This is a genomic window from Hirschia litorea, from assembly GCF_042665075.1.
GTDB lineage: Bacteria > Pseudomonadota > Alphaproteobacteria > Caulobacterales > Hyphomonadaceae > Hirschia > Hirschia litorea.
Genome location: NZ_JBHTBR010000002.1, coordinates 1 through 20,296, shown reverse-complemented (window position 1 = coordinate 20,296; position 20,296 = coordinate 1). Strand labels below are relative to the sequence as shown.

At 44.3% G+C, this 20,296-nt stretch carries 18 protein-coding genes and 1 tRNA gene; 10 read left to right on the top strand and 9 right to left on the bottom strand.

The annotated features are described in order from the left end of the window. Window positions 1–57 precede the first annotated feature (57 nt). The gene (locus tag ACFQS8_RS00125; protein ID WP_382164545.1) at window positions 58–1,008 is read right to left on the bottom strand and encodes an alpha/beta fold hydrolase; all 951 of its coding nucleotides are present in this window, start codon (window positions 1,006–1,008) and stop codon (window positions 58–60) included. A 245-nt stretch (window positions 1,009–1,253) separates the two neighbouring features. Here ACFQS8_RS00125 and ACFQS8_RS00120 point away from each other — a divergent pair, with 245 nt between their 5' ends. Together ACFQS8_RS00120 and ACFQS8_RS00115 are read left to right on the top strand one after the other, a co-directional pair. Beyond that, window positions 1,254–3,014: a M28 family metallopeptidase gene (locus ACFQS8_RS00120; RefSeq protein ID WP_382164543.1), complete on the top strand. Its 1,761-nt coding sequence runs from the start codon at window positions 1,254–1,256 to the stop codon at window positions 3,012–3,014. 308 nt (window positions 3,015–3,322) lie between these two features. Continuing rightward, entirely contained in the window at window positions 3,323–3,532 is a 210-nt protein-coding gene (locus ACFQS8_RS00115; RefSeq protein WP_382164541.1) for a cold-shock protein, read from the top strand. 89 nt (window positions 3,533–3,621) lie between these two features. Here the strand turns inward: ACFQS8_RS00115 and ACFQS8_RS00110 are convergent, their stop codons facing one another. The 4 genes from ACFQS8_RS00110 to rfbC all read right to left on the bottom strand — a co-directional run bounded on the left by ACFQS8_RS00110 (window position 3,622) and on the right by rfbC (window position 6,776). Further along, entirely contained in the window at window positions 3,622–3,816 is a 195-nt protein-coding gene (locus ACFQS8_RS00110) for a hypothetical protein (protein ID WP_382164539.1), read from the bottom strand. Between the two features lie 175 nt (window positions 3,817–3,991). Beyond that, window positions 3,992–5,824 (bottom strand): ferrous iron transport protein B, encoded by a 1,833-nt coding sequence (gene feoB / locus ACFQS8_RS00105; RefSeq protein WP_382164537.1) that lies wholly within the window; start codon window positions 5,822–5,824, stop codon window positions 3,992–3,994. Further along, complete coding sequence (locus ACFQS8_RS00100) at window positions 5,821–6,075, bottom strand: FeoA family protein (RefSeq protein WP_382164534.1); 255 nt, start codon at window positions 6,073–6,075, stop codon at window positions 5,821–5,823. The genes feoB and ACFQS8_RS00100 overlap by 4 nt, the downstream gene beginning before the upstream one ends. Window positions 6,076–6,245: 170 nt before the next feature. Next, window positions 6,246–6,776 (bottom strand): dTDP-4-dehydrorhamnose 3,5-epimerase, encoded by a 531-nt coding sequence (gene rfbC / locus ACFQS8_RS00095; RefSeq protein ID WP_382164532.1) that lies wholly within the window; start codon window positions 6,774–6,776, stop codon window positions 6,246–6,248. 320 nt (window positions 6,777–7,096) lie between these two features. On the opposite strand from rfbC, the gene ACFQS8_RS00090 reads away from it, so the two are divergent. The 8 genes from ACFQS8_RS00090 to ACFQS8_RS00055 all read left to right on the top strand — a co-directional run bounded on the left by ACFQS8_RS00090 (window position 7,097) and on the right by ACFQS8_RS00055 (window position 16,822). Continuing rightward, the gene (locus ACFQS8_RS00090; RefSeq protein WP_382164530.1) at window positions 7,097–8,398 is read left to right on the top strand and encodes an NAD(P)H-dependent oxidoreductase; all 1,302 of its coding nucleotides are present in this window, start codon (window positions 7,097–7,099) and stop codon (window positions 8,396–8,398) included. 85 nt (window positions 8,399–8,483) lie between these two features. Then, a complete protein-coding gene (gene rfbG, locus ACFQS8_RS00085) occupies window positions 8,484–9,560 on the top strand; it encodes a CDP-glucose 4,6-dehydratase (protein ID WP_382164528.1) in 1,077 nt (358 codons plus the stop codon). 58 nt (window positions 9,561–9,618) lie between these two features. Beyond that, complete coding sequence (locus ACFQS8_RS00080) at window positions 9,619–10,581, top strand: glycosyltransferase family A protein (RefSeq protein WP_382164526.1); 963 nt, start codon at window positions 9,619–9,621, stop codon at window positions 10,579–10,581. 98 nt (window positions 10,582–10,679) lie between these two features. Beyond that, the gene (rfbF, locus tag ACFQS8_RS00075; RefSeq protein WP_382164525.1) at window positions 10,680–11,450 is read left to right on the top strand and encodes a glucose-1-phosphate cytidylyltransferase; all 771 of its coding nucleotides are present in this window, start codon (window positions 10,680–10,682) and stop codon (window positions 11,448–11,450) included. Window positions 11,451–11,546: 96 nt separating this feature from the next. Continuing rightward, window positions 11,547–12,458, top strand: a complete 912-nt coding sequence (locus ACFQS8_RS00070) for a glycosyltransferase family 8 protein (protein WP_382164523.1) — start codon at window positions 11,547–11,549, stop codon at window positions 12,456–12,458. Window positions 12,459–12,570: 112 nt separating this feature from the next. After that, window positions 12,571–14,109 carry an oligosaccharide flippase family protein gene (locus ACFQS8_RS00065; protein ID WP_382164521.1) on the top strand — a complete coding sequence of 513 codons (1,539 nt, stop codon included), beginning with the start codon at window positions 12,571–12,573 and terminating at the stop codon, window positions 14,107–14,109. A 67-nt stretch (window positions 14,110–14,176) separates the two neighbouring features. Then, a complete protein-coding gene (locus tag ACFQS8_RS00060) occupies window positions 14,177–15,316 on the top strand; it encodes a glycosyltransferase family 2 protein (protein WP_382164519.1) in 1,140 nt (379 codons plus the stop codon). Window positions 15,317–15,325: 9 nt separating this feature from the next. Beyond that, the gene (locus tag ACFQS8_RS00055) at window positions 15,326–16,822 is read left to right on the top strand and encodes an oligosaccharide flippase family protein (protein ID WP_382164517.1); all 1,497 of its coding nucleotides are present in this window, start codon (window positions 15,326–15,328) and stop codon (window positions 16,820–16,822) included. Between the two features lie 13 nt (window positions 16,823–16,835). On the opposite strand, the gene ACFQS8_RS00050 is transcribed toward ACFQS8_RS00055, so the two are convergent. From ACFQS8_RS00050 to ACFQS8_RS00035, 4 genes are all read right to left on the bottom strand, one after another. After that, window positions 16,836–18,062, bottom strand: a complete 1,227-nt coding sequence (locus ACFQS8_RS00050) for an NAD(P)/FAD-dependent oxidoreductase (RefSeq protein ID WP_382164515.1) — start codon at window positions 18,060–18,062, stop codon at window positions 16,836–16,838. 197 nt (window positions 18,063–18,259) lie between these two features. Further along, window positions 18,260–18,985, bottom strand: a complete 726-nt coding sequence (locus tag ACFQS8_RS00045; protein ID WP_382164513.1) for a DUF3108 domain-containing protein — start codon at window positions 18,983–18,985, stop codon at window positions 18,260–18,262. A 53-nt stretch (window positions 18,986–19,038) separates the two neighbouring features. Continuing rightward, entirely contained in the window at window positions 19,039–19,920 is an 882-nt protein-coding gene (locus tag ACFQS8_RS00040; RefSeq protein ID WP_382164511.1) for a VOC family protein, read from the bottom strand. A 284-nt stretch (window positions 19,921–20,204) separates the two neighbouring features. Then, a tRNA-Met gene (locus tag ACFQS8_RS00035) sits at window positions 20,205–20,281 on the bottom strand. Between the last annotated feature and the right edge of the window lie 15 nt (window positions 20,282–20,296).

Genomic DNA, 20,296 nt, shown 5'->3' with positions numbered 1-20,296 from the left:
CCAAAGGTTGAATTCTTCATTTCCCAATATGAGCACGCAAAATCTATAAAAAAACAATTACCGCCAAGGTAATTCCGGCGCATTCGATGGCAATTCAGCACCACTATCTTTTGCAAATGCCATGATGTCATCCAGCACCACCTTACGCTGCAAGTCGCGCAGCAGCATGTGGTAACCATGCTCATAATAAGCAGTCTTCATATGTGCCGGCAGCTTAGGCGTAGTACGGATAACACCCTTTTCGGGAATAATTTGGTCTTTAGCGCCGTAGAGTAAAATCGTCGGTATATGCTCAGGAAGGCTGGATATCACCTTATGCGCATTCTCCATCACCTCAACGACTCCATACACACTATCGATTCGGTTCGTTTTTTGAAAATATGGATCTTCCCAGTGCGTACGCAAGACTTCTTCATTGTCCGTGGGTGTGATCGTTTTCAGCACCATTTTAGGCGGACGCACAATCCAAGCCGGCCTTACATGAGAACTTAGCCATAAGCTAACACGGTACAGCAAAGGATTTGTTCCCCAACCACGCAACCCCGGCCCCGACAACACAAGCATATCTGCATCGGGCGGATTATCAGAAGCAAATGCCGTCACAGACACCGCCGCGCCCATACTTACACCAATAACAACAATTTTAGCTGTAGGATGGCGACGTCTGACCTCTCTTGCGGCAACGCGCAAATCTTCACGCATTAATTCTTCTTCAGGCCAAATTCCTGATTGTGGAGAGCGACCAAAACCACGTTGGTCATATGCATAGGTTGTAATGCCGTGTTCAGCCCAATAAGGAGCTGACCAACGGAACGCCCCCGCATAATCATTCATGCCGTGTACGCCTAAAAAGACAATTTCAGTATCTTGGGTCCCTACTTCTAATTTACCCTCACGCTTGCCTGCCCACACAGAAAGCCCCAGCGGTGCGCCATCAAACGAAACAAATACAGATTCTTCAGGAAAGAAATGTCCTAATCTGTCTTGCGCACTTTCGCTTTGAGGCATTCCCAATCTTCCTTGTGTAACGGGCGCACATGATACAGCCACCCAACTAATGCACGCCAGAAGAAGCATAGCTTTAATCAATCGCTTCAACTTACACCTCGCATTCTATTCACTGTGGTTCTCAATTCTGCCTAACAATCCATGTCTTCATGCGCGAAGCTCTAATTTTCGCTCAACAATATTCCCCCTTGCGGAAACTAAATTGCGCCCTAAGCTTGCAAAAAATTACAATGGAGCAAAATAAAATGATCCGAAACGCCCTTACAACAGTTATTTCATCCATCTTGCTGGCCAGCACATTTGCTTGCTCTCCAGCAAGTGATGACGCCGCGCCGCAAGATACATCGACAACGGCCTCTACACCTTCTCCAACTCCTGTTGCGGATACTGAAGTGTCTGGCTTTCAAATGCCAGCCCTTCCAGTGGATACCTCACCAGAAATCACACCAGAGGATCTTGCTGAGCGCCTTGAAATAATTGCTTCAGACACCTTCAAAGGCCGCGCACCCGGAACAGTTGAGGGCGAAGCGTCAGCGCAATGGATTGCGGATGAAATGGCCCGCATTGGCCTAGCCCCTGCTGTAAACGGTTCCTACTCCCAAACCGTAAAAATGAATGCGCAAACGGTTGATTTAGAAAAATCTGGATTGAGTTTAAAAATAGGTGACGAAGACTTAGAGCTACAAGCAGGCAAAGACGCTGTTTTCTGGACCAAGCGCCAAATTGAAGGTCCAATTGATATTGCTGATTCTGAACTTGTTTTCGTGGGATACGGAATTAACGCTCCAGAACATAAATGGAATGACTATGAAGGCCTAGACATGAAGGGCAAGACTGCGGTCATTCTCATCAATGACCCTGGTTTTGAAACCCTAGATCCAGAACTCTTCAACGGTAAATCCATGACCTATTATGGTCGCTGGACTTACAAATTCGAAGAAGCTGCTCGCCAAGGCGCTGATGCCGCAATTATAATCCACGAAACAGCCCCTGCTGCTTATGGATGGAATGTTGTATCTGGTTCGTGGTCTGGTGAACAAGCTGATCTTGTCCGCGCTGGAAACGGCATGGACCGCGTTCCTATGGAAGCTTGGATTTCCAACGATATTGCCCAAAAGCTTTTCGCGCACATGAACACCACTTATGCAGACATGAAGAAGGCCGCTTACACACGTGGCTTTAAAGCTGTACCAATGGAAGGCATTGCGGCAAGCGGCTCCATCACTCAAACGGTGAGCCGTAAAGAAAGTCAGAACATAGCCGGTGTGGTAACGGGTAAAACACACCCAGATGAATACATGCTCTATATGGCTCACTGGGATCATTTGGGCGAAAAGAAAAATTTTGCAACAGATGACGCGATCCACAATGGTGCAATCGACAATGCAAGTGGTGTCAGCCTAATGCTCGAAATGGCTGAGGCATTCGCAAATGGTGAACAACCAGATAGGTCCGTTATTTTCCTTGCTGTCACACTTGAAGAAAGCGGCCTGCTAGGCTCTGCATATTTTGCTGAAAACCCATTCATCCCGCTCAATAAGATTGTGGCCGGTATCAACACAGATGCCACCTTCCCTCGCGGGCTGTCCAAGAACATGGAAATCATTGGATCAGGTTCTTCACAACTGGAAGATAGATTAGAAGCAATTCTAAAAACTCAAAACCGGTATGTTAGCCCCGATTCAACACCCCAAAACGGCTATTTCTATCGCTCGGATCACATCAGCCTTGCAAAAAAAGGTGTTCCAGTAATTTATGCAGATGGTGGTGCTGATCTCGTTAATGGCGGGGTAGAAGCAGGTCAAAAATTTGCGGCAGAATACACAGCTAAAGCCTACCACAAACCAGCCGATGAATTTAACCCAGACTGGAATTTTGAAGGCGTCGCTCAAGACGCTCAAGCCTTCCACGCTCTAGGGCTTGGCATTGCCAATTCTCAAGACTGGCCAAACTGGTATGAAGGCAATGAATTCCGCGCAATTCGGGATAAATCCTTAGCCGAATAAAGGGCATGGTATTCACGTTAATTTATGGTATATTGGCAACGAGTATTCACCATACTCGTTGCTCTTTACTCCAAAAGAGTTCGGAGCAACCGGATCGAACTGCCCGGGGAAGTCTGTGTTTAGGCATGGCTAATCCGGACTAGATAGAGCTTTGAAGCGAGTCTCAAAACTTGCCATTAGCGGAAGGACTAAAGACTTGGTTATTCGGACTGCAAACCGCCGTCCATCTTCTGTCCCAGCAGGCGACCGCAAACTCTCTTTACCTATAATTTGGAAGTCTTGCACACAGCTTCCCTAGGAGACAGATTATGACAACTGGTACAGTAAAATGGTTTAACGCAACCAAAGGTTATGGTTTCATAGCGCCTGATGATGGCGGCAATGATGTTTTTGTCCACATCACTGCTGTTCAGCAAGCTGGTCTTGCTGCTCTGGATGAAGGCCAAAAAGTTGAGTTCGAACTCGTAACTGATTCACAACGCGGCAAAACATCCGCAGGCAATTTGAAACCTCTTTAAAAGACGTTTTCTTTCGCTAAATTAAACATATAAAAAGCCGACATGTCCTATCTGACATGTCGGCTTTTTTGTATTTCAGTCTTAAAAAATTATATAACGAGAAATCCGGCAATTAGCGCAAATACTATAGCGATAACCACTGCAAAAGTAGATATCGCCAGAACACTTGGCATACCTTTTTGCTTCTCACCCTGCCGCGCTTGAGTCGGATCTAATTCTTCGTGATGTTCCACATTCTGATTTTGAACATGATCTGGAATCGGGGGTTGGACACGGTCAATCATATCGTTTTCTCCTTACCGCAAATCAACGCGGCATAAGAAGATATGTTCCAAAACGCCTCTTCCCTATCAGGCAGCTACCATCCAGATATCAAGTCTACATCAGACACACCGCAACCTGAAAGCAGAGAACGAGCAGCCCCTAACCACAAGATTAGCAGAAGCATAGCTATTACTCTTACAAGCCCGCACCTTTAGCAGCCCAATAAGTGATGCCTGCTACAACATAAGCCAATCCAAATAAATAGCCTGTCATTATAGCAGTCCACGCCCAAGAGTTTGTTTCACGGCGCACCGTCGCAAGCGTTGCAAAGCATTGCGGCGCATAAACGAACCAAGCTAAGAATGCCAATGCTGTGGGCACCGACCAAGCATTCTGAAGGGCTGCAGATAGCCCCTCTACATTCTCTTCACCACCATCAATAGCATAGATAGTACCCAATACAGACACTGCAACTTCACGTGCTGCCATGCCCGGTATCAGCGATATCACCATTTCCAGATTAAACCCGATCGGTGCGAAAATAGGTTCAATAACCGAACCGATACGTCCCGCTATAGAGTCCCTTAAACTTGCCCCTAATGGGAAAGTAACAAGCGCCCACAATATAACAGACGTTGCCAAAATTATCGTTCCAGCACGTTTTAAAAACGCTGAAATTCTTGACCATAACCCAAGGAAAAAATCCCGCGGCTGCGGCCACTTATACGTCGGCAACTCCATAATCAAGGGTTGAGAAGGCCCTTTTGTGAGGGTCTTTTTCAATACGAATGAGACTATAATCGCACTAATGATCCCCGCCATGTACAGGCCAAACATCACGACGCCCTGCAGCCGTATTGGGCCCCACACAACATCATTCTTAAAGAATGCACTAATAATCAGCGTATAAACGGGCAAACGGGCTGAACACGTCATTAGGGGCGCAACCATAATGGTAGTCAGTCGGTCTTTCTCATTCTCAATAGTTCGCGCCGCCATTACACCGGGAATTGCACAAGCAAACGATGACAATAACGGAATGAAAGCACGTCCGTTAAGTCCAACGCGCATCATAGCTTCATCCATAACGAATGCCGCTCGGGCCATGTATCCAGACGCTTCCAGCACAAGAATAAAACAAAACAGAATGATGATCTGGGGCAGAAACACCACCACTGACCCAACACCCGCAATCATCCCATCGACAATTAAGTCTTGGAGCAGTCCATCCGGCAAAACATTTGCAACAAAAACACCAAGCTTTTCAGCACCCGCTTCGATCATATCCATGAATGGCGTGGCCCAGCTAAACACAGCTTGGAACATCATAAACAATATAGCAAATAGTGCGATTATTCCACCAATTGGGTGCAAGGCAATTTTATCTACATTTCTCGTCACTTTATTCATGACGGGTTCAAATAAAATCACGCGATTTGCCATTGCTCTGGCTTCTGCCTGCAATGTTTTCAAATCAGGCTTATCCGCTTCTGGAAAAGGATTTTTCCCTTTCAAATCAGCAATATGCTTATCAACCGTCGCCAAAAAAGCTTCACGACCTGATGACCGCGTCGCACGTGTCGGCACCACCGGCACACCTAACTCTCTTTCAAGCGCTGGCACATCTAGCTTCACGCCATCACGTTCTGCAAGATCTATCATGTTGAGCGCCAAAACCATCGGTTTGCCCAACGTCTTCATCTGTAAAACAGTGTGGAGGTGCGTGCGGATGTGTGCTGCATCAATAACAACAACCAACGCATCTGGTGGCGTTTGATCTGCAATACTTCCAGAGATCGCATCTATCGCCACGCGTTCATCAATGGAATGCGCTTCGAGCCCATAAATACCGGGCAGATCCATCAATTCTACACCAACACCTTCAGGCGTATAAAACCGCCCAACACGTGTTTCGACGGTCACACCAGAATAGTTAGCAGTTTTAGCTTGCCCGCCAGTTAGACCGTTGAAAAGAGTTGTTTTTCCAGAATTTGGAGCACCAACCAAAGCTAATTTTAAAGATGTCACGCGCTCGCGGCCTTATTTGAAGGAATAATTTCAATCAGCGAAGCTTCGCTCTTACGCAAAGCAATCATTGTCCTATTCAATCTGTAGGACAATGGCGTACCACCGAACAATCCAGTATGTAGAAGCTCAACTTCGTCACCTTCAGCAAATCCGATTTCACGCAATTTAGATATTACTAATTGCGCTGCTTCTTCAGACGAAAAACCGGATACACGCGCTATCGTGCCTTTTGTCAGTTCGTTCAGCTTCATTTCACTACTCCAGAATAGATTCCAGATATATTGAGAATGGTTTGCAAACGCAAGCCCTAACCTAACAATAGAGATTCTCATCCTTATTTTATAAGCTAAAGGCTTGTTATCGCTTTTAAAAAGCTATTGTCTGGTCTGGAGCCTACAGATCGCAGCTAATTGCATTCCCATCAAGCCTTATAATCGGGCCAATTGGCATCTTTTTGCGAGACTGTTTTAGGCGCTATTGGTAGCTCGATTCCAAACGCAGGATCATTCCACCGCACACCTCGTTCACTTTCTGGAACATAGTCGGCTGAAGACATATAAAGCACTTCTGTATCATCTTCCAAAGTTAGATACCCATGCGCACAACCTACGGGAATGAGCAAAGCATCTCTATTTTCAGCGGTTAATTCAATCCCGCACCATTGTTGATAAGTTTCGCTCTCCGGACGCAAATCCACCATAAAATCAAACAGCCGCCCTCTAACGCATCGCACTAGCTTAGCCTCGCCGTGAGGGGCTGCTTGGTAATGAAGCCCCCTCAGTGTTCCCTTATGGGCATTGTGCGCCATGTTATGTTGAACAAAGCGCGTTGGCAAACCGTGTGCCCCCATTTCCTTTTCACAAAAAGCACGTGCGAAGAATCCTCTTTCATCACCTCGCTTTTCGAGAGACACCTTATGGGCTCCAGAAACGGATAACTCTTTAAATTGCATGACAATTTTTCCAATACAGAAACATCAATCTCTTCAGGATCGACGTATATAATTGATTTTTAGAAACCGCTTATGAACAACCTCAAATTTACTTCAAATTTAGCCTGCAAAGCTAAAATAATTGAAGTCCTTGGTTGTTATAAGCCACCTCGAAAAGTACAGTAGTTTGACGAAAAATACAGCGTTATTTCTACTAAATGGGGATTTTTAGAACGGAAGATGGCACGAATTCTGAATGCAACAAGCAAAGAATTCTAGAAACCAGCCACATCTTCACATTTTAGCACACTGGGTGTGCAGCAAAGAGGGACTCTACCGATATGATTATCGTTGACAGCAAACTCGCGGAGCGCGCCAAGGATCGCAACCCACTCAAAGTAGGTATTTTCGGTGCTGGTGCGATGAGCCGCGGCTTTGTCAACCAGATCATCCGGTACACCCCCGGAATGAAGGTTGCCGCAGTCTGTAACCGCACAATCTCAAAAGCTCGCGATATGTTAAGAGCCAGCGGCGTACCAGACGATCAAATGGTAGAAGCCGCAACAGCAGACGCTATCGATAGAATTATTGAAGCTGGTAAAATCGCTTTGGTTGAAGACCCTATAGCGATGACAAAATCTGGCCGCCTTGAAGTGGGAATTGAAGCAACTGGCCACGTCGAATACGGAGCCAAAATAACTGTTGCAGCTATTGATAACGGCCTCCCACTAGTCCTTATGAACGCGGAAATGGACAGCACAATTGGTCCCCTCCTTTATGACAGAGCCCGCAAAGCAGGTGTGATCATTACGGGCTGTGACGGCGACCAACCAGGTGTAGAGATGAACCTTCACCGCTTCGTGGAAAGTATTGGTCTAAAACCTCTAATCTGCGGTAATATCAAAGGCCTCCAAGACCACTACAGAACACCCGCAACACAAGCAGCCTTTGCAAAAGAGTGGGACCAATCAGTTCACATGGTAACTAGTTTTGCTGATGGAACTAAAGTTTCATTCGAGCAAGCTATTGTCGCAAATGCGACAGGAATGAAAGTCGCTAAACGTGGAATGCTTGGTATTGAGCATCGCGGCCACATCGACGAAATGGTCGACATGTACGATATAGACCAAGTGCGTGAACTTGGCGGAATTGTCGAATACGCATTGGGTACCGCACCTGGTCCTGGTGTATATGTTTTTGCTGAAGCACAAGATGACATTCAAAAACACTATTTGAAGTATGGAAAGCTCGGTGATGGCCCTATCTATAGCTTCTATGTCCCTTATCACTTGATGGTATTTGAAGTTCCATTAAGTGCGGCACGCGTCGGTCTACTAAATGATACTGTTATTGCCTCAAAAGCTGGACCAGAAGTGGATGTTATCGCCATAGCCAAAACGGACCTAAAAGCCGGGCAAACTCTTGATGGTATCGGTGGTTTTTACGCGTATGGTGTATGTGAGAACTACGAAACTGTTAGAAGCGACAACTTACTTCCGATGGGTATTTCCGAAGGCTGCATCCTTAAGAATGATGTCCGCAAAGATGCCGCAATCTCATATGATGACGTCATACTTCCAAAAGACAGCCTTGCTGTGAAGTTGCGCCAAGAACAAGATAAAATGTTTCCGATAACTCGTTAAACTAATTATTTCAAAAATAGCAGGCTCTTCCGATTCAGGAGCTTGCTATTTTACTACTTTAGAATTCTTCTCGATAGGTTCAAAAATGTTCGAATACCTTAAAGGACGTCGTGTTTTAGTTACCGGACACACGGGTTTTTGTGGCTCATGGCTATCTCTTTGGCTAAAACACCTTGGTGCTGAAGTATACGGCCTCTCAAGAGAACCGCACACCACACCGAACCTGCATTCACTCTTAGATGTTTGGAATGATAAGAATTCTTTCATCGGTGACATTGGTTTTTCTGGTGTTGTCGGACCAGTCATGGAAAATGTGAAGCCAGAAATCGTTTTCCACCTCGCTGCACAGCCAATCGTACGGCAATCATACGTTGATCCTATCGAAAATTATAGATCAAACGTCATGGGAACTGCCGAGGTCCTTGAAGCAATAAGACAATCCGACAGTGTGAAAGCTGCTGTCATGGTCACGACGGATAAAGTCTATCACAACAGAGAATGGATTCACCCTTACCGTGAAACTGATAGACTTGGCGGCAAAGACCCATATAGCGCCTCAAAAGCTGCATGTGAACTCGTAATCAATAGCTACATTGACACAATGCTTGATAAATCGAAAACACTGTGCGCTAGTGCACGTGGTGGGAATATAATTGGTGGCGGAGACTGGTCAGCAGACCGCCTTATTCCCGATATTGTACAAGCGGTGTCAGCGGACACTCCCCTTATTATTCGAAACCCTGCTGCAACACGCCCATGGCAACACGTACTTGCGCTATGTCATGGATATGTACAACTTGCAGAAACTCTTTTCAAAGGTGACGCTTCTAAATCAGGAAGTTGGAACTTTGGTCCTATAGATGAAACAGCCATTTCAACTCTACAAATCGTAGACGCTTTCGGGAAATACTGGAAAAAGCCAAAGGTAGACATTCAAGGCTCACCACTGCACGAAGCTCAACGCCTAGCGTTAGACAGCTCTAAAGCACGCATAGATTTAAAATGGACTCCAGCTTGGTCTACACAAGAAGGAATTGCCAAAACTGTCGAATGGTACAAAGAGTACCACCATTCAGGTAAGGACATGCAAGCCTTCTGCGAAAAGCAGATTATAGAATATCAGAAGACTCTTAAGCTGAATTCCAAAATTGCTGGCACTTAGACCTAAGTCATTTTCAAAACTAATTTTATAGAGCACTTACCTTTTTTGGAGCGCCCCAATGCCCACCCCATTAGTTGCTATTGTTACGCCAATCTACAATGGCGAGGAATTTCTCGCCGAAATGCTTGAATCTGTGCAAGCTCAGACCTACCCAAACCTCGTACACGTAATATTGGAAAATAATAGCACAGATAAAACACTAGAAATTATTGAAAGCTATTCAAACGGCCGTGTTCCAATTTTACTTCACAAGAATGAAGTAACACTTCCTAGAATGGAAAACTGGAATAGAGCATTCGAACTCGCACCGACTGATGCTGAATATGTTCGTCTTCTTTGTGCAGACGATACGATTACACCAGACTGCATAGATGAGATGGTCAAAGTGGGTGAAATGGATCCCGAAATCGGTGTCATTGGCTGCCTGCATTCTTGCGCTGGCGAAATACAAGATTTCTTCTGGGACAAAAACAGAAATGTCTTTGACGGTTTGGAAGCGAACCGTATGACATTGTTGCGTCAAGGTGTGATTATGCCTGTTCAAATGATGATGCGGCAAAAATTTGTAAGAATGCGCACCCCTCTTTTCCAAGGACCACTGACAGGAGGATTTGATTTAGATACCAAAATGAATCTTCTTACGTATTCTAAATTTGGTTTCGTCCACAAATCACTCGGAATGACACGTGTTCACGAAAATACTGTTTCCGCTGTTGAATATGGTCCCAAAACACGCTCTTGGACAAGTGATGGCTTATACCTCATGAATAAGTATGGGCCCGCTGCTTTCGGAACTGACTATGATGCTGCATCTAAACAGTTCATAAACTACTATATCCGTCGAATAATGAGTTGGAAAAAATCAGATGGTGGCACCCAGAATTTACAACGCCACTTCGATGCTCTTCAGGATGTAGGATTATCTTTCAATTGGTCCAGCAAAACTAAAGCAATGTTTGATTGGATTTTGATTAAATTGGGTATTCGTAGAAACTGGACGGGTTACCCTGGCTGGCAATAATAATTTTATTGAAAACTCATACCCCAAGGCACCGAAATTGCTTTGAGGTAACTAAGAACAAACTCTCTCTTTATTAATCCTGAAACGGGACACAAAAAATGAAAGTCGTCATTTTAGCTGGTGGGTACGGTACTCGAATTTCTGAAGAAACATCTGTACGACCAAAACCGATGGTGGAAATTGGTGGTAAGCCTATCCTTTGGCATATCATGCATTGCTACGCCAAATATGGTCACAAAGATTTCGTGATTTTGGCTGGTTACAAAGCTGATTTTATTAGAAATTATTTCCTAAATTACCACAGACAAAATTCTGATTTCACAATCAACACTAAAACAGGTGATATTTCTTGGAGTCGTTCTGATTTAGAAGATTGGAATGTGACGGTCGTTGATACTGGTCTTGATACTATGACAGGTGGGCGCATCAAACGCGCACGCGATGTTATTGGTGAAGAGCGTTTCCTACTCACTTATGGAGATGGTGTAACTGACTTGAATGTAGATGAGCTCATCGCGTTCCACGAAAAGTCTAAAAACCTAGCAACTCTAACAGCTGTAACTCAGCCCGGTCGTTTTGGTGCGTTGGGTTTAACAGATGACCTTGAAAAAGTGCGTGCCTTCCGTGAGAAAGCGGCGAATGATGGTGGTCTAATCAATGGTGGTTACTTCGTCTGTGAACCAGAAGTTTATGACCTAATTGATGGTGATGACACTGTGTGGGAACAAGAGCCAGTTGAGCGCCTTGTTGAAAAAGGACGTCTTGGGTCGTTCCACCACAAAGGCTATTGGCAGAACATGGACACTCTGCGCGATAAGCACACTCTTGAAACTATTTGGGCTAGCGGCAACGCACCTTGGAAGGCCTAAACACTCACTATCAGTGCTCGTTTCACCTTATTTTTTCGAGCACTGATTTACTATTCAAAATATAGATTTTTTTCGTTCGAAGTTGGCAAGATAAAAATGAGCACGCAGTCAGAACATGTCATCGCTTTTGGAGTTGATGCGCGGTTTGCGCCCCATCTCGCAGTGGTGTTAACTTCCGTCGTTAAAAATGCACCGGGTGGGAATTTCCGGTTTTTGGTCCTTCATGATGGCCTCCCCCAAGAACACAAAGATCATTTGATTTCTTGCGCACCGAACCAGACCTTTGAATGGCACGAAATCACTGAAGCGGGATATTTAGCCTTAGAGGGCAAAAGACATATTAGCCGAGCTTCATATTACCGAATAGCTATACCCGATTTCGCGCCAAGTACTGCTGAGAAAGTAGTATATTTAGACGCAGATATTGTCGTTACTGGGGATATTCGCGAGTTATGGGATGTAGACCTTAAAGGCAAGATGGTCGGCGGAGTATTCGATCCTGGTGTGGATCCAGTTGAATTTGCAAAACAATATGACTTATCGCCCAGATATTTAGGTTATCTCAATTCGGGGATATTATTGCTAGACCTCAAGCAAATAAGAGAAAAAAAGGCTTTTGATACGGTTTTTGAAATCGTTCGGGATAAAGCCGGAAAATTGGAATACAATGACCAAGATGCTATCAACATCGCATTTTGGAACGAATGGACTTCTATTGATCCAGTATGGAATGTGCAACGACGCATGGTCGTACGCAATGAAAACAAACCATGCTTCGCTAAGGATGAAGACATGCCTACACATAGGCGCCCTAAAATCATTCACTATACCGAGCACAATAAGCCTTGGTCTCAAGATGCCTACCACCCCTACACTTGGAAATATTACACCTACCTAAAGCAAACGCCGTATTGGAAGGAAGTAGCAAAAAGTGCAAATGCAACATTGCTTAGAAACCTTCGTAGACGCTTGCGTACTTTTTTAAGCTGGCTACCTCTCAAGGCATAAGTGCTTTATTTAACCATTTTCGTACCAATAGAAACTTTATCACAATCTAAATTGTGAAACAGTGTTTATGCTCCTGCAGTATAGTCTTCATCACCGATATTAGGTTCATGCCATGACTGATAGAACTTCTGGTAATCCAACGGCAGAAACGAGTGATGATACGAAGGCAAAAGGATTTAGTATATCATCCTCCATGCATAAAGGCATGGTGTGGAATTTCATCAACTTCTTCTTTTCGCAGGGAGCTGGTTTTTTTATATTCCTAGTTCTTGCGCTAAAACTTGACCCCACGATTTTTGGTATAATCGCGCTTTCAACAATTTTAGCTGATATGATCACTAATGAGGGGCGATATGCTTGCATGGATACAATACTGCAGGCAGATAAATTTGACGACGGCTATCTGAATACGAGTTTTTGGTCTTTCACATTCATAACTGTTCTATGCTCCCTAGCCCTCTTTATCGCCACTCCATATGCCGCAGCTGCTTATGATTCAGAGCTAATCAATAAATTTTTACCCGTATTCGCTTTAGTCCTCCTCCCTATTCCTTGGCTTGCTGTGATGGACGCATTGATTATGCGGGACCTAGGGTTCAAGACACTAACAATTCGCAACATTAGTGGAACAGTGATCGGCGGCGTAGCGGGGATTATTGTTGCTTTTTCTCCATGGAATATTTGGGCACTTGTAGTCCAGCGCATAGTCACGCTTCTAGTAGCGATTATACTGGAATATCATTTCACACGATGGTTACCTAAATTCCAGTTCAGCTTGAGCCTTCACGCAAAAGATTTTTTAAAACGCTTCACCTCATTATGGTCAATCGCACTTCTCAGCCAAGCCCTCATGCGCGTTTCCACTCTCGTATTTGGTCTACGTTTTGATGCATATACTGTTGGTCTTGTCAGAGCTGCTCACCGAATAATTGATTCCCTCAATGGCCCACTAATAAGTCCTCTAATGGGATTATGGTTCCCATTAATGGCGAAGGTGCGTGGTCAAAAACCCAAAGAACGCCGAATTTACACATCCATTTTGCAATCAGCCACTTTCACCTGCCTTCCTGCGTTCACAGGATTGGCGTTCGTGGCACCTGACCTTGTAAGCTTAATGTTGTCAGATAAATACGCGGGAACAGGCCCGATTGTACAATCCATGTCTTTGGCCGCTTTAACGATCCCATTGACAATGTTCACACCTATCGCAATGTCCTCACTAGGGTTCAACAAACAATCTCTGATATACACAGCCATGACGACAATATCGTGCATCATTACGCTGTTTGCACTTCCTCAATTGTCAGTTTCAGAGCTCATCATTGTGTTGGCCTTCCCAACGCTCTTTCTCTCCATCGGCGGAATGATATACATCAACAAGAAACTAGAACTTCCCAACATAGAACACATTATGGGTCTTGCCCCAGCAATAATCGGTGCAGCATTAATGGCTATCGCACTTTACTTTGTTCGAATACAAGCTGCAGACCTACCAACGCTTCTACTTCTTATCTGCTCCGTAGGGACAGGCGTAGTGGTGTATACAGCGTATTTAGGTATCTTTCACCTTAAATGGGCCAAATCCCAGATAAATACAATTCTCGGCAAAGAATCTCCTGACAACATCGACGCGGCGGACGGGTCGCTATAGGTAGTTGGCACTAGATTCCTCAGATACCTGTATATTGAAACGATAAAACTCTAGAAGGCATTTCACTATGGAAAAAACCAGTGTCATCCTACCGACATTCAATCGGGAAGATTTCCTTGTTGAAGCTCTAGAGAGTCTACTAGGCCAAACTCTACCTCCAGCCGAAATTCTAGTGATGGACGATGGTTCGACTGATAATACCTACCAACGAATGCAGGCCTATTCGGACAAAATAAGATATATAAAAAAAAGCAATACAGGAAAAGCAGACACACTGAATCAGGCACTAAAACTAGTTCAAAATCCACTCGTGTGGATTATGGATGATGATGATATTGCCCTCCCCAATGCACTCCTTGATATGACCAAATTACTTGATGGAAAATTGGATACAGGCATAGCTTACGGCCGCTATAACCGCTTTCATTTAGATGCAAAAACCGGTGAGCGTATCATTCAAGACGGTGGATATTGGGCTGAATGCGACGGTGAAACGTTCTTTCAAACTACATTACAAGATTTTTTCGTGCATCACCCTGGTATGCTTGTGAGAAAATCAGCCTATGAAGCAGCTGGAAATTTCTCACTCGAATACCCACGTCTAGAAGATTACGAAATGCTAGTTCGACTTGCACAAGTAACCAAATCCGAACGCACGGAATCGACTATTTTCTTGCAACGGCAACATGATGGGGATCGAGTAGATGGGTTGGCAGCCGATAAACGATTCGATAGATGGATTAGCGAAGAAAAGCAGTTTTTTACGAAACTCTATAGTTCACTACCGCTTAGTGCTTACTCAACATCCAATAGCTCGCAAAAAGTCACACCACCGTCGTTAGAACGCGAAGCACTCATCCAACGTGGCGTGGTAATGGCTAGAAAAAAGCTATGGAACCTTGCTCTACAAGACTTAGAGCGTGCAAGCTACATTCACGACTCCCCCAATGATAACTTAAGTGACTTGGAAACAAATGCTTTAAGGCAAATTTTATTCTCAAAGTATGGAAGCGAGGAATTTCTATCAGATCAAACAATCTTACCACACTTGAAAAAGATACGTAAAATTGGTCCAATAGGTCGTGCTATCACGAATACAATTGGCCGCGGACAATTATGGTTCATTCGTAGTTCACTTCAATCAGGTAAATTAACCACTTCATATCGCCATCTGGTGAATATGACCTCCCTTTGGCTTACGCGGTAATACTCTTAAATGTCTGTCGAAAATTCTGAAGAAGACACGGTAAAGACACCGCATGTCGCAAAAGCAATGCAATCTGGAATATTGTGGAATTTGCTGAACGCGTTTGCGTCTCAGGGGGCTGGATTCTTTATCTTCTTATTGTTAGCTGCTCGGCTCCCACCAGAGATATTTGGGGTAGTCGCACTTGCGTCAATTGTTGCCGATATGGTTTCAATTGAAGGTCGGTACTCAGGTATGGACGCAATTGTTCAAGCAAAGCGCTACGATAACAAATATCTAAACTCCTCTTTCCTTAGCTTCCAAGCCGTTGCTTTTATAAGCATGTTGCTGCTTGTCATATCTGCCCCCTTTGTGGCTAGAGTTTACGAAGCACCTCTATTGATGCAGTTCATGCCGGTATTTGGCTTGATGCTACTACCCATCCCATGGCTTGCAGTTATGGATGCGCTGATCATGAAAAATCTAGGCTTTAAAGAGCTAACTCAAAGGAATATTCTGGGAACGGTCCTTGGAGGCGTTGCTGGTGTAATTGTTGCGTTTTCGCCTTGGCTAGTATGGGCCCTTATCGTGCAACGCATTGTGACGTTGATTGTCTCTATTGTCTTTGAATACTTGCATACTAAATGGGCCCCAAACTTCCGTTTAGACCTTCTGGAGAGCAAAGATTTTACCAAACGCTTTTTCCCGCTTTGGATCGTTTCAACCCTAAACTTAGCCATGCCTAGGATTGCAACAATGGTATTTGGATTGCGCTATGGGTCCGAAGTCGTGGGATTATTGCGCGCTGCCCAGAGAATTGACGAATCTCTACGAGGCCCAATTATCTCTCCGCTTCAGGGCCTCTGGTTTCCGTTAATGTCTAAAGTTCGCGGTGATTTAGAAAAAGAACAAGAAGTATTTCTATCAATTATGAAAACAGCTGCTTTCGTCGCTCTTCCCGCATTCACCGGATTATGGATAGTTGCTGACGATATTGTTGCAGTCATTCTGCCTCAAACCTATGCTGGGGTTGGACCTCTCATGCAAGCTGTAGCTATCGTAGCTCTGCTTATACCTCTTTCATGGTTTAATTCACTTTCCATGAATGCACTAGAAATGAATAAGGCTGCTTTTTTCTACACGTTGATAACCGTTACCGCTTCAACAATTGCCTTACTCGCGTTTAAGAATGCAGAGCCAGACATGGCCATCATTATAATGGCTGTACCAGGGATCTTTATTGGGATTGGTGGCAATTTACTGGTCGTGCGTCGCTTAAAGTTATCCCTAGTCAAACACTATATAGGCCTATTTCCTGCCATTTTTGCCGCTGTTATTATGGGTTGCTGTGTCTGGATGTCTCGCGAGCTTATGGCGGACTGGTCAGCGCTGCCCCGCCTCATCGTTAGCAGCCTTGTAGGTGTTATAGTTTATGGTGGATGGATCGCTGTATTTTTCCCAAATTGGATGAAGAAACGCATCAACCTGTTGCGAGGAAGAGGCAAAGTAGAGGCAGAACAAGTGTAACCCTCTGGCTTTCTTACTTAGGTAGAAACTCCTTCATAGACACAGATACGTCGCCAAGCAAATGTGGCTCTAACTTAATACCCAAAGGTATTAATTTCTTAGCTACCAAAAATTCAGGTGCTGCATTCACCGCATCTACAGCTAATAACTGACCATTTTTCAGGTAAAAAACAGCAAATTTTCGCTCTTCAAGATTACCACGTACAACCGTCTCGTCATACCCTTGCGATAATCCTGCAATTTGAAGCTTCAAGTCATATTGATCTGACCAAAACCAAGGACATTCTTCTTTAGGACGATCACGTCCAAGAATAGAAGCTGCTGCAAGCTTACCTTGTTCAATTGCATTATGAACGCTCTCAAGTCTTCCAGTTCGACTATAATGCACTAGCGGTCTACGCGCGCAATCTCCTATAGCGTAAACATTAGGGTCACTGGTACATGCATCTTCATCAACGACAATACCATTGTCGCATAGAATGCCAGCGTCCTTGGCGAGTTCTTCATTTGGCAAAACCCCAATTCCCACCAGCAATAGGTCAGCCTGTAACTCAGTATCGTCATCTAAAATAATTGATGAGATTGAGCCATTTAGACCTTTAACAGTCTTCAATGCCGTATGCGTTTTAATATCAACACCTTGGCGACTATGTTCTGCTGTATAGAAAGCGCTTATTTCGGGGCCTGTCACGCGCGCTAAAATACGAGGGGCCATTTCCAATACGGTAACATCAAGTTCTAATTGGCGTGCTACAGCTGCTGCTTCCAAGCCTATATATCCCGCACCTAGAATAACCAGCTTTTGTCCAGCTTTCATCAGCGGCTTTATCAGTGTTACGTCTTTCATTCCCCTCAAAGTGAAAATGTTTCCCAATCCCTCAACATCATCCATCGAAAGGTTTCGGGGCCTAGACCCTGTCGCCAAGATCAACCTATCAAATGAAAGTTGCTTCCCATTATCTAGAAGCACTGTTTTATCGGTTCTATCTATAGCTTCCACAGCAGTACTAAGCTGAACGGAAACATTATGCTGCTCATACCAGTCCGATTGCTTCAAATAGAGCCGCTCTTCAGACATCTCGCCCTTCATATAGGCTTTAGACAAAGGCGGTCGCTGGTAGGGTAAATGCTCTTCTTCACTAAGCAATATGATCTCCCCTTCATACCCCCATTGACGCAAACTCATAGTCGCCTGTGCACCAGCCTGCCCGCCACCTACAATAACCACTCGATTACACATTCTGACCTCTTATATTCCTGTCGTTCACATACCATTAGATAGGTATTGAAGACATTCAAAACCATTCTAGACTTAGTTAAATTAGTAATTTTCAACTCGATACATTTGGCACAAAAAAAACCGCGTCTACATAAGTCTGTTTCCGCGGCTTCTAAGTTATTGCTAAATTACGTAATTCAAGACGAATATTCTTGGAATTATTCTCTTGTGAGTTCCACCAACTCATACCAAGTCATCATATAGCCATCGACTCCGCCTTTAAGGAATATTGCATCATCATCAGCTGTTACCCAAACTTCATAAGGCGGGTGACCACCATTATCAGTTGCCATACCACCTTCTTCATCAGAGAAGCGATAATGATAGGCATCAAAAGTTCCGGCCTTCACTTCGACGCGCTCTTCTCCAACATATTCAAGAAATAAGTTTGCCTCCGCAATCATAGGAGGTGTAGCACCTCTGTGATCGGGTGAAGGTAAAAACACTCTTATTTTGCGTTTATGTGGACCGCGTGAGCGATCCATCTTTTTTGTTAGATAGGCATCACCAGCAATCGGGTGTGTTCCAAATCCATCGAAGTCACCTACAATTGGTTGAGTTTGTGACAACCGTCCAATCGAGGGACCAAAACTTTCACATTCAACGACATCGTCTTTTATACGAAATAGCCCCGCACCCATAAATTCATCACCAACGCTTAAACGAACGAAGCAATCCATCGGCATATCGTTCTCATCAAGACTATACACGATGTTACGCATTACAGTTGGGTCTGGTTCTTCAATTTCGCATTGCGCTGTCATCGTACGCTTGCCATCTGCATGTACGTTGAATGCGAAGTACTCACGTCCCCGTTCTTCACCTTCACGTCCAGGTTTACGAGACGTGTAAAGGATTTTTCCTCGTATACTTCTATGTTTCATAGTCGTTTCCTCTGATGTCCATTATCTATTTTTATAGCAGGGAGTTTTTGCGATTAACGTTCAACGATTTCGAACAACGCATTTTCTGGGCTCTTTAAAATACCGACCCGTTTTCCACAATATGGAAATTCATGCCGAATAACGGGATTACTGAACCAATAATTATCCAAAGATTCGAAATCTTCATATTCAAACGAACAAATTGCCACCCCCGGAACTAGCTCTCCATCATTTGCAGGACGATGCTGCGCTTGGGTTGGATATTGATCTAACTCAATAAAATCTGCGCGATCCGCTCTCACGACCGCTATAGGGTGTTTTGTTGCGATATCTAACCCAAATGCTTTAGATATCATCGTATATTGTATTGAAACTGGCTCTGTAATAGCAAAGCCAAAAACCTCTTTCATCCAAGCTATCTGAGCATTTAAATCTTTACACGCCATCACTATTATAAATGGTCTATCAATAAATGTCCTAGGAACTGGCAGGCCCTCAATAGGTGTCGGTGAACTAAACTCTGTCAGATATAATATTTCTTTATTGGGCCCCTTAACCTGCATAGGCTTTATTCCAGGAAAGCCATCTAATTCCCTTGGCTCACCAATAACTTCAAAAGGTGATTCCTTCATTCTATTGTGAACTTTGGCTACATCTTTAACGCAAATTTCTGTAGCTGCCCAACCATAGGTTCTGATCGGTTCATATCTAGTGACTGGACTTCCTTCGATGAGACGAATATACACTGCTTCTTTCGAAGAGGGCTGCAAAACTACACACTTTGCTCCTACTGACCTTTGAGCATCCCAAGACTGCGCCAAGCCTTCATCGACCAAATATTCATCAACAATTTCGTATTCCAGCCATTGAGTGTATAGCTCAGCGGTTTCACGAACGTTTTCAACGACTATTGTTGAACATTTTAAAAGAGTCATATTGGGACTTTCTGACGAGCAACTTTCGCACCTAAACTCGAAGGCGGTCAAATATTTTAGTGCCAACCTAATAGGTTGCCCCAAATGATATATCTAATTTGAAATGATATGCCAATCCCTCCCCTCTTCATCATTGGATATAATTTTCCTGTCCTTATTAGGGTATTGGCCGTTTGTATTAGTCGGTTGTCGTCTTTGGCATTCGCCTTTAGTTGAGTTTTAGATATAATTAGAAACGCAAAAAGCCCGCTAAATATAGCGGGCTTTTGAGTATTATAGAAGTTTGGGTGCGGGGGTTGGATTTGAACCAACGACCTTCAGGTTATGAGCCTGACGAGCTACCGGGCTGCTCCACCCCGCATCAAACAAACGATGT

Coding starts and splice junctions, on each gene's coding strand:
- rfbG (WP_382164528.1), top strand. CDS start 8,484: ATGTTCGAATACCTTAAAGGACGTCGTGTTTTAGTTACCGGACACACG.
- ACFQS8_RS00090 (WP_382164530.1), top strand. CDS start 7,097: ATGATTATCGTTGACAGCAAACTCGCGGAGCGCGCCAAGGATCGCAAC.
- ACFQS8_RS00120 (WP_382164543.1), top strand. CDS start 1,254: ATGATCCGAAACGCCCTTACAACAGTTATTTCATCCATCTTGCTGGCC.
- ACFQS8_RS00110 (WP_382164539.1), bottom strand. CDS start 3,816: ATGATTGACCGTGTCCAACCCCCGATTCCAGATCATGTTCAAAATCAG.
- ACFQS8_RS00055 (WP_382164517.1), top strand. CDS start 15,326: ATGTCTGTCGAAAATTCTGAAGAAGACACGGTAAAGACACCGCATGTC.
- ACFQS8_RS00050 (WP_382164515.1), bottom strand. CDS start 18,062: ATGTGTAATCGAGTGGTTATTGTAGGTGGCGGGCAGGCTGGTGCACAG.
- ACFQS8_RS00040 (WP_382164511.1), bottom strand. CDS start 19,920: ATGACTCTTTTAAAATGTTCAACAATAGTCGTTGAAAACGTTCGTGAA.
- ACFQS8_RS00115 (WP_382164541.1), top strand. CDS start 3,323: ATGACAACTGGTACAGTAAAATGGTTTAACGCAACCAAAGGTTATGGT.
- rfbC (WP_382164532.1), bottom strand. CDS start 6,776: ATGCAATTTAAAGAGTTATCCGTTTCTGGAGCCCATAAGGTGTCTCTC.
- ACFQS8_RS00100 (WP_382164534.1), bottom strand. CDS start 6,075: ATGAAGCTGAACGAACTGACAAAAGGCACGATAGCGCGTGTATCCGGT.
- ACFQS8_RS00070 (WP_382164523.1), top strand. CDS start 11,547: ATGAGCACGCAGTCAGAACATGTCATCGCTTTTGGAGTTGATGCGCGG.
- ACFQS8_RS00125 (WP_382164545.1), bottom strand. CDS start 1,008: ATGCCTCAAAGCGAAAGTGCGCAAGACAGATTAGGACATTTCTTTCCT.
- ACFQS8_RS00045 (WP_382164513.1), bottom strand. CDS start 18,985: ATGAAACATAGAAGTATACGAGGAAAAATCCTTTACACGTCTCGTAAA.
- ACFQS8_RS00080 (WP_382164526.1), top strand. CDS start 9,619: ATGCCCACCCCATTAGTTGCTATTGTTACGCCAATCTACAATGGCGAG.
- ACFQS8_RS00065 (WP_382164521.1), top strand. CDS start 12,571: ATGACTGATAGAACTTCTGGTAATCCAACGGCAGAAACGAGTGATGAT.
- rfbF (WP_382164525.1), top strand. CDS start 10,680: ATGAAAGTCGTCATTTTAGCTGGTGGGTACGGTACTCGAATTTCTGAA.
- ACFQS8_RS00060 (WP_382164519.1), top strand. CDS start 14,177: ATGGAAAAAACCAGTGTCATCCTACCGACATTCAATCGGGAAGATTTC.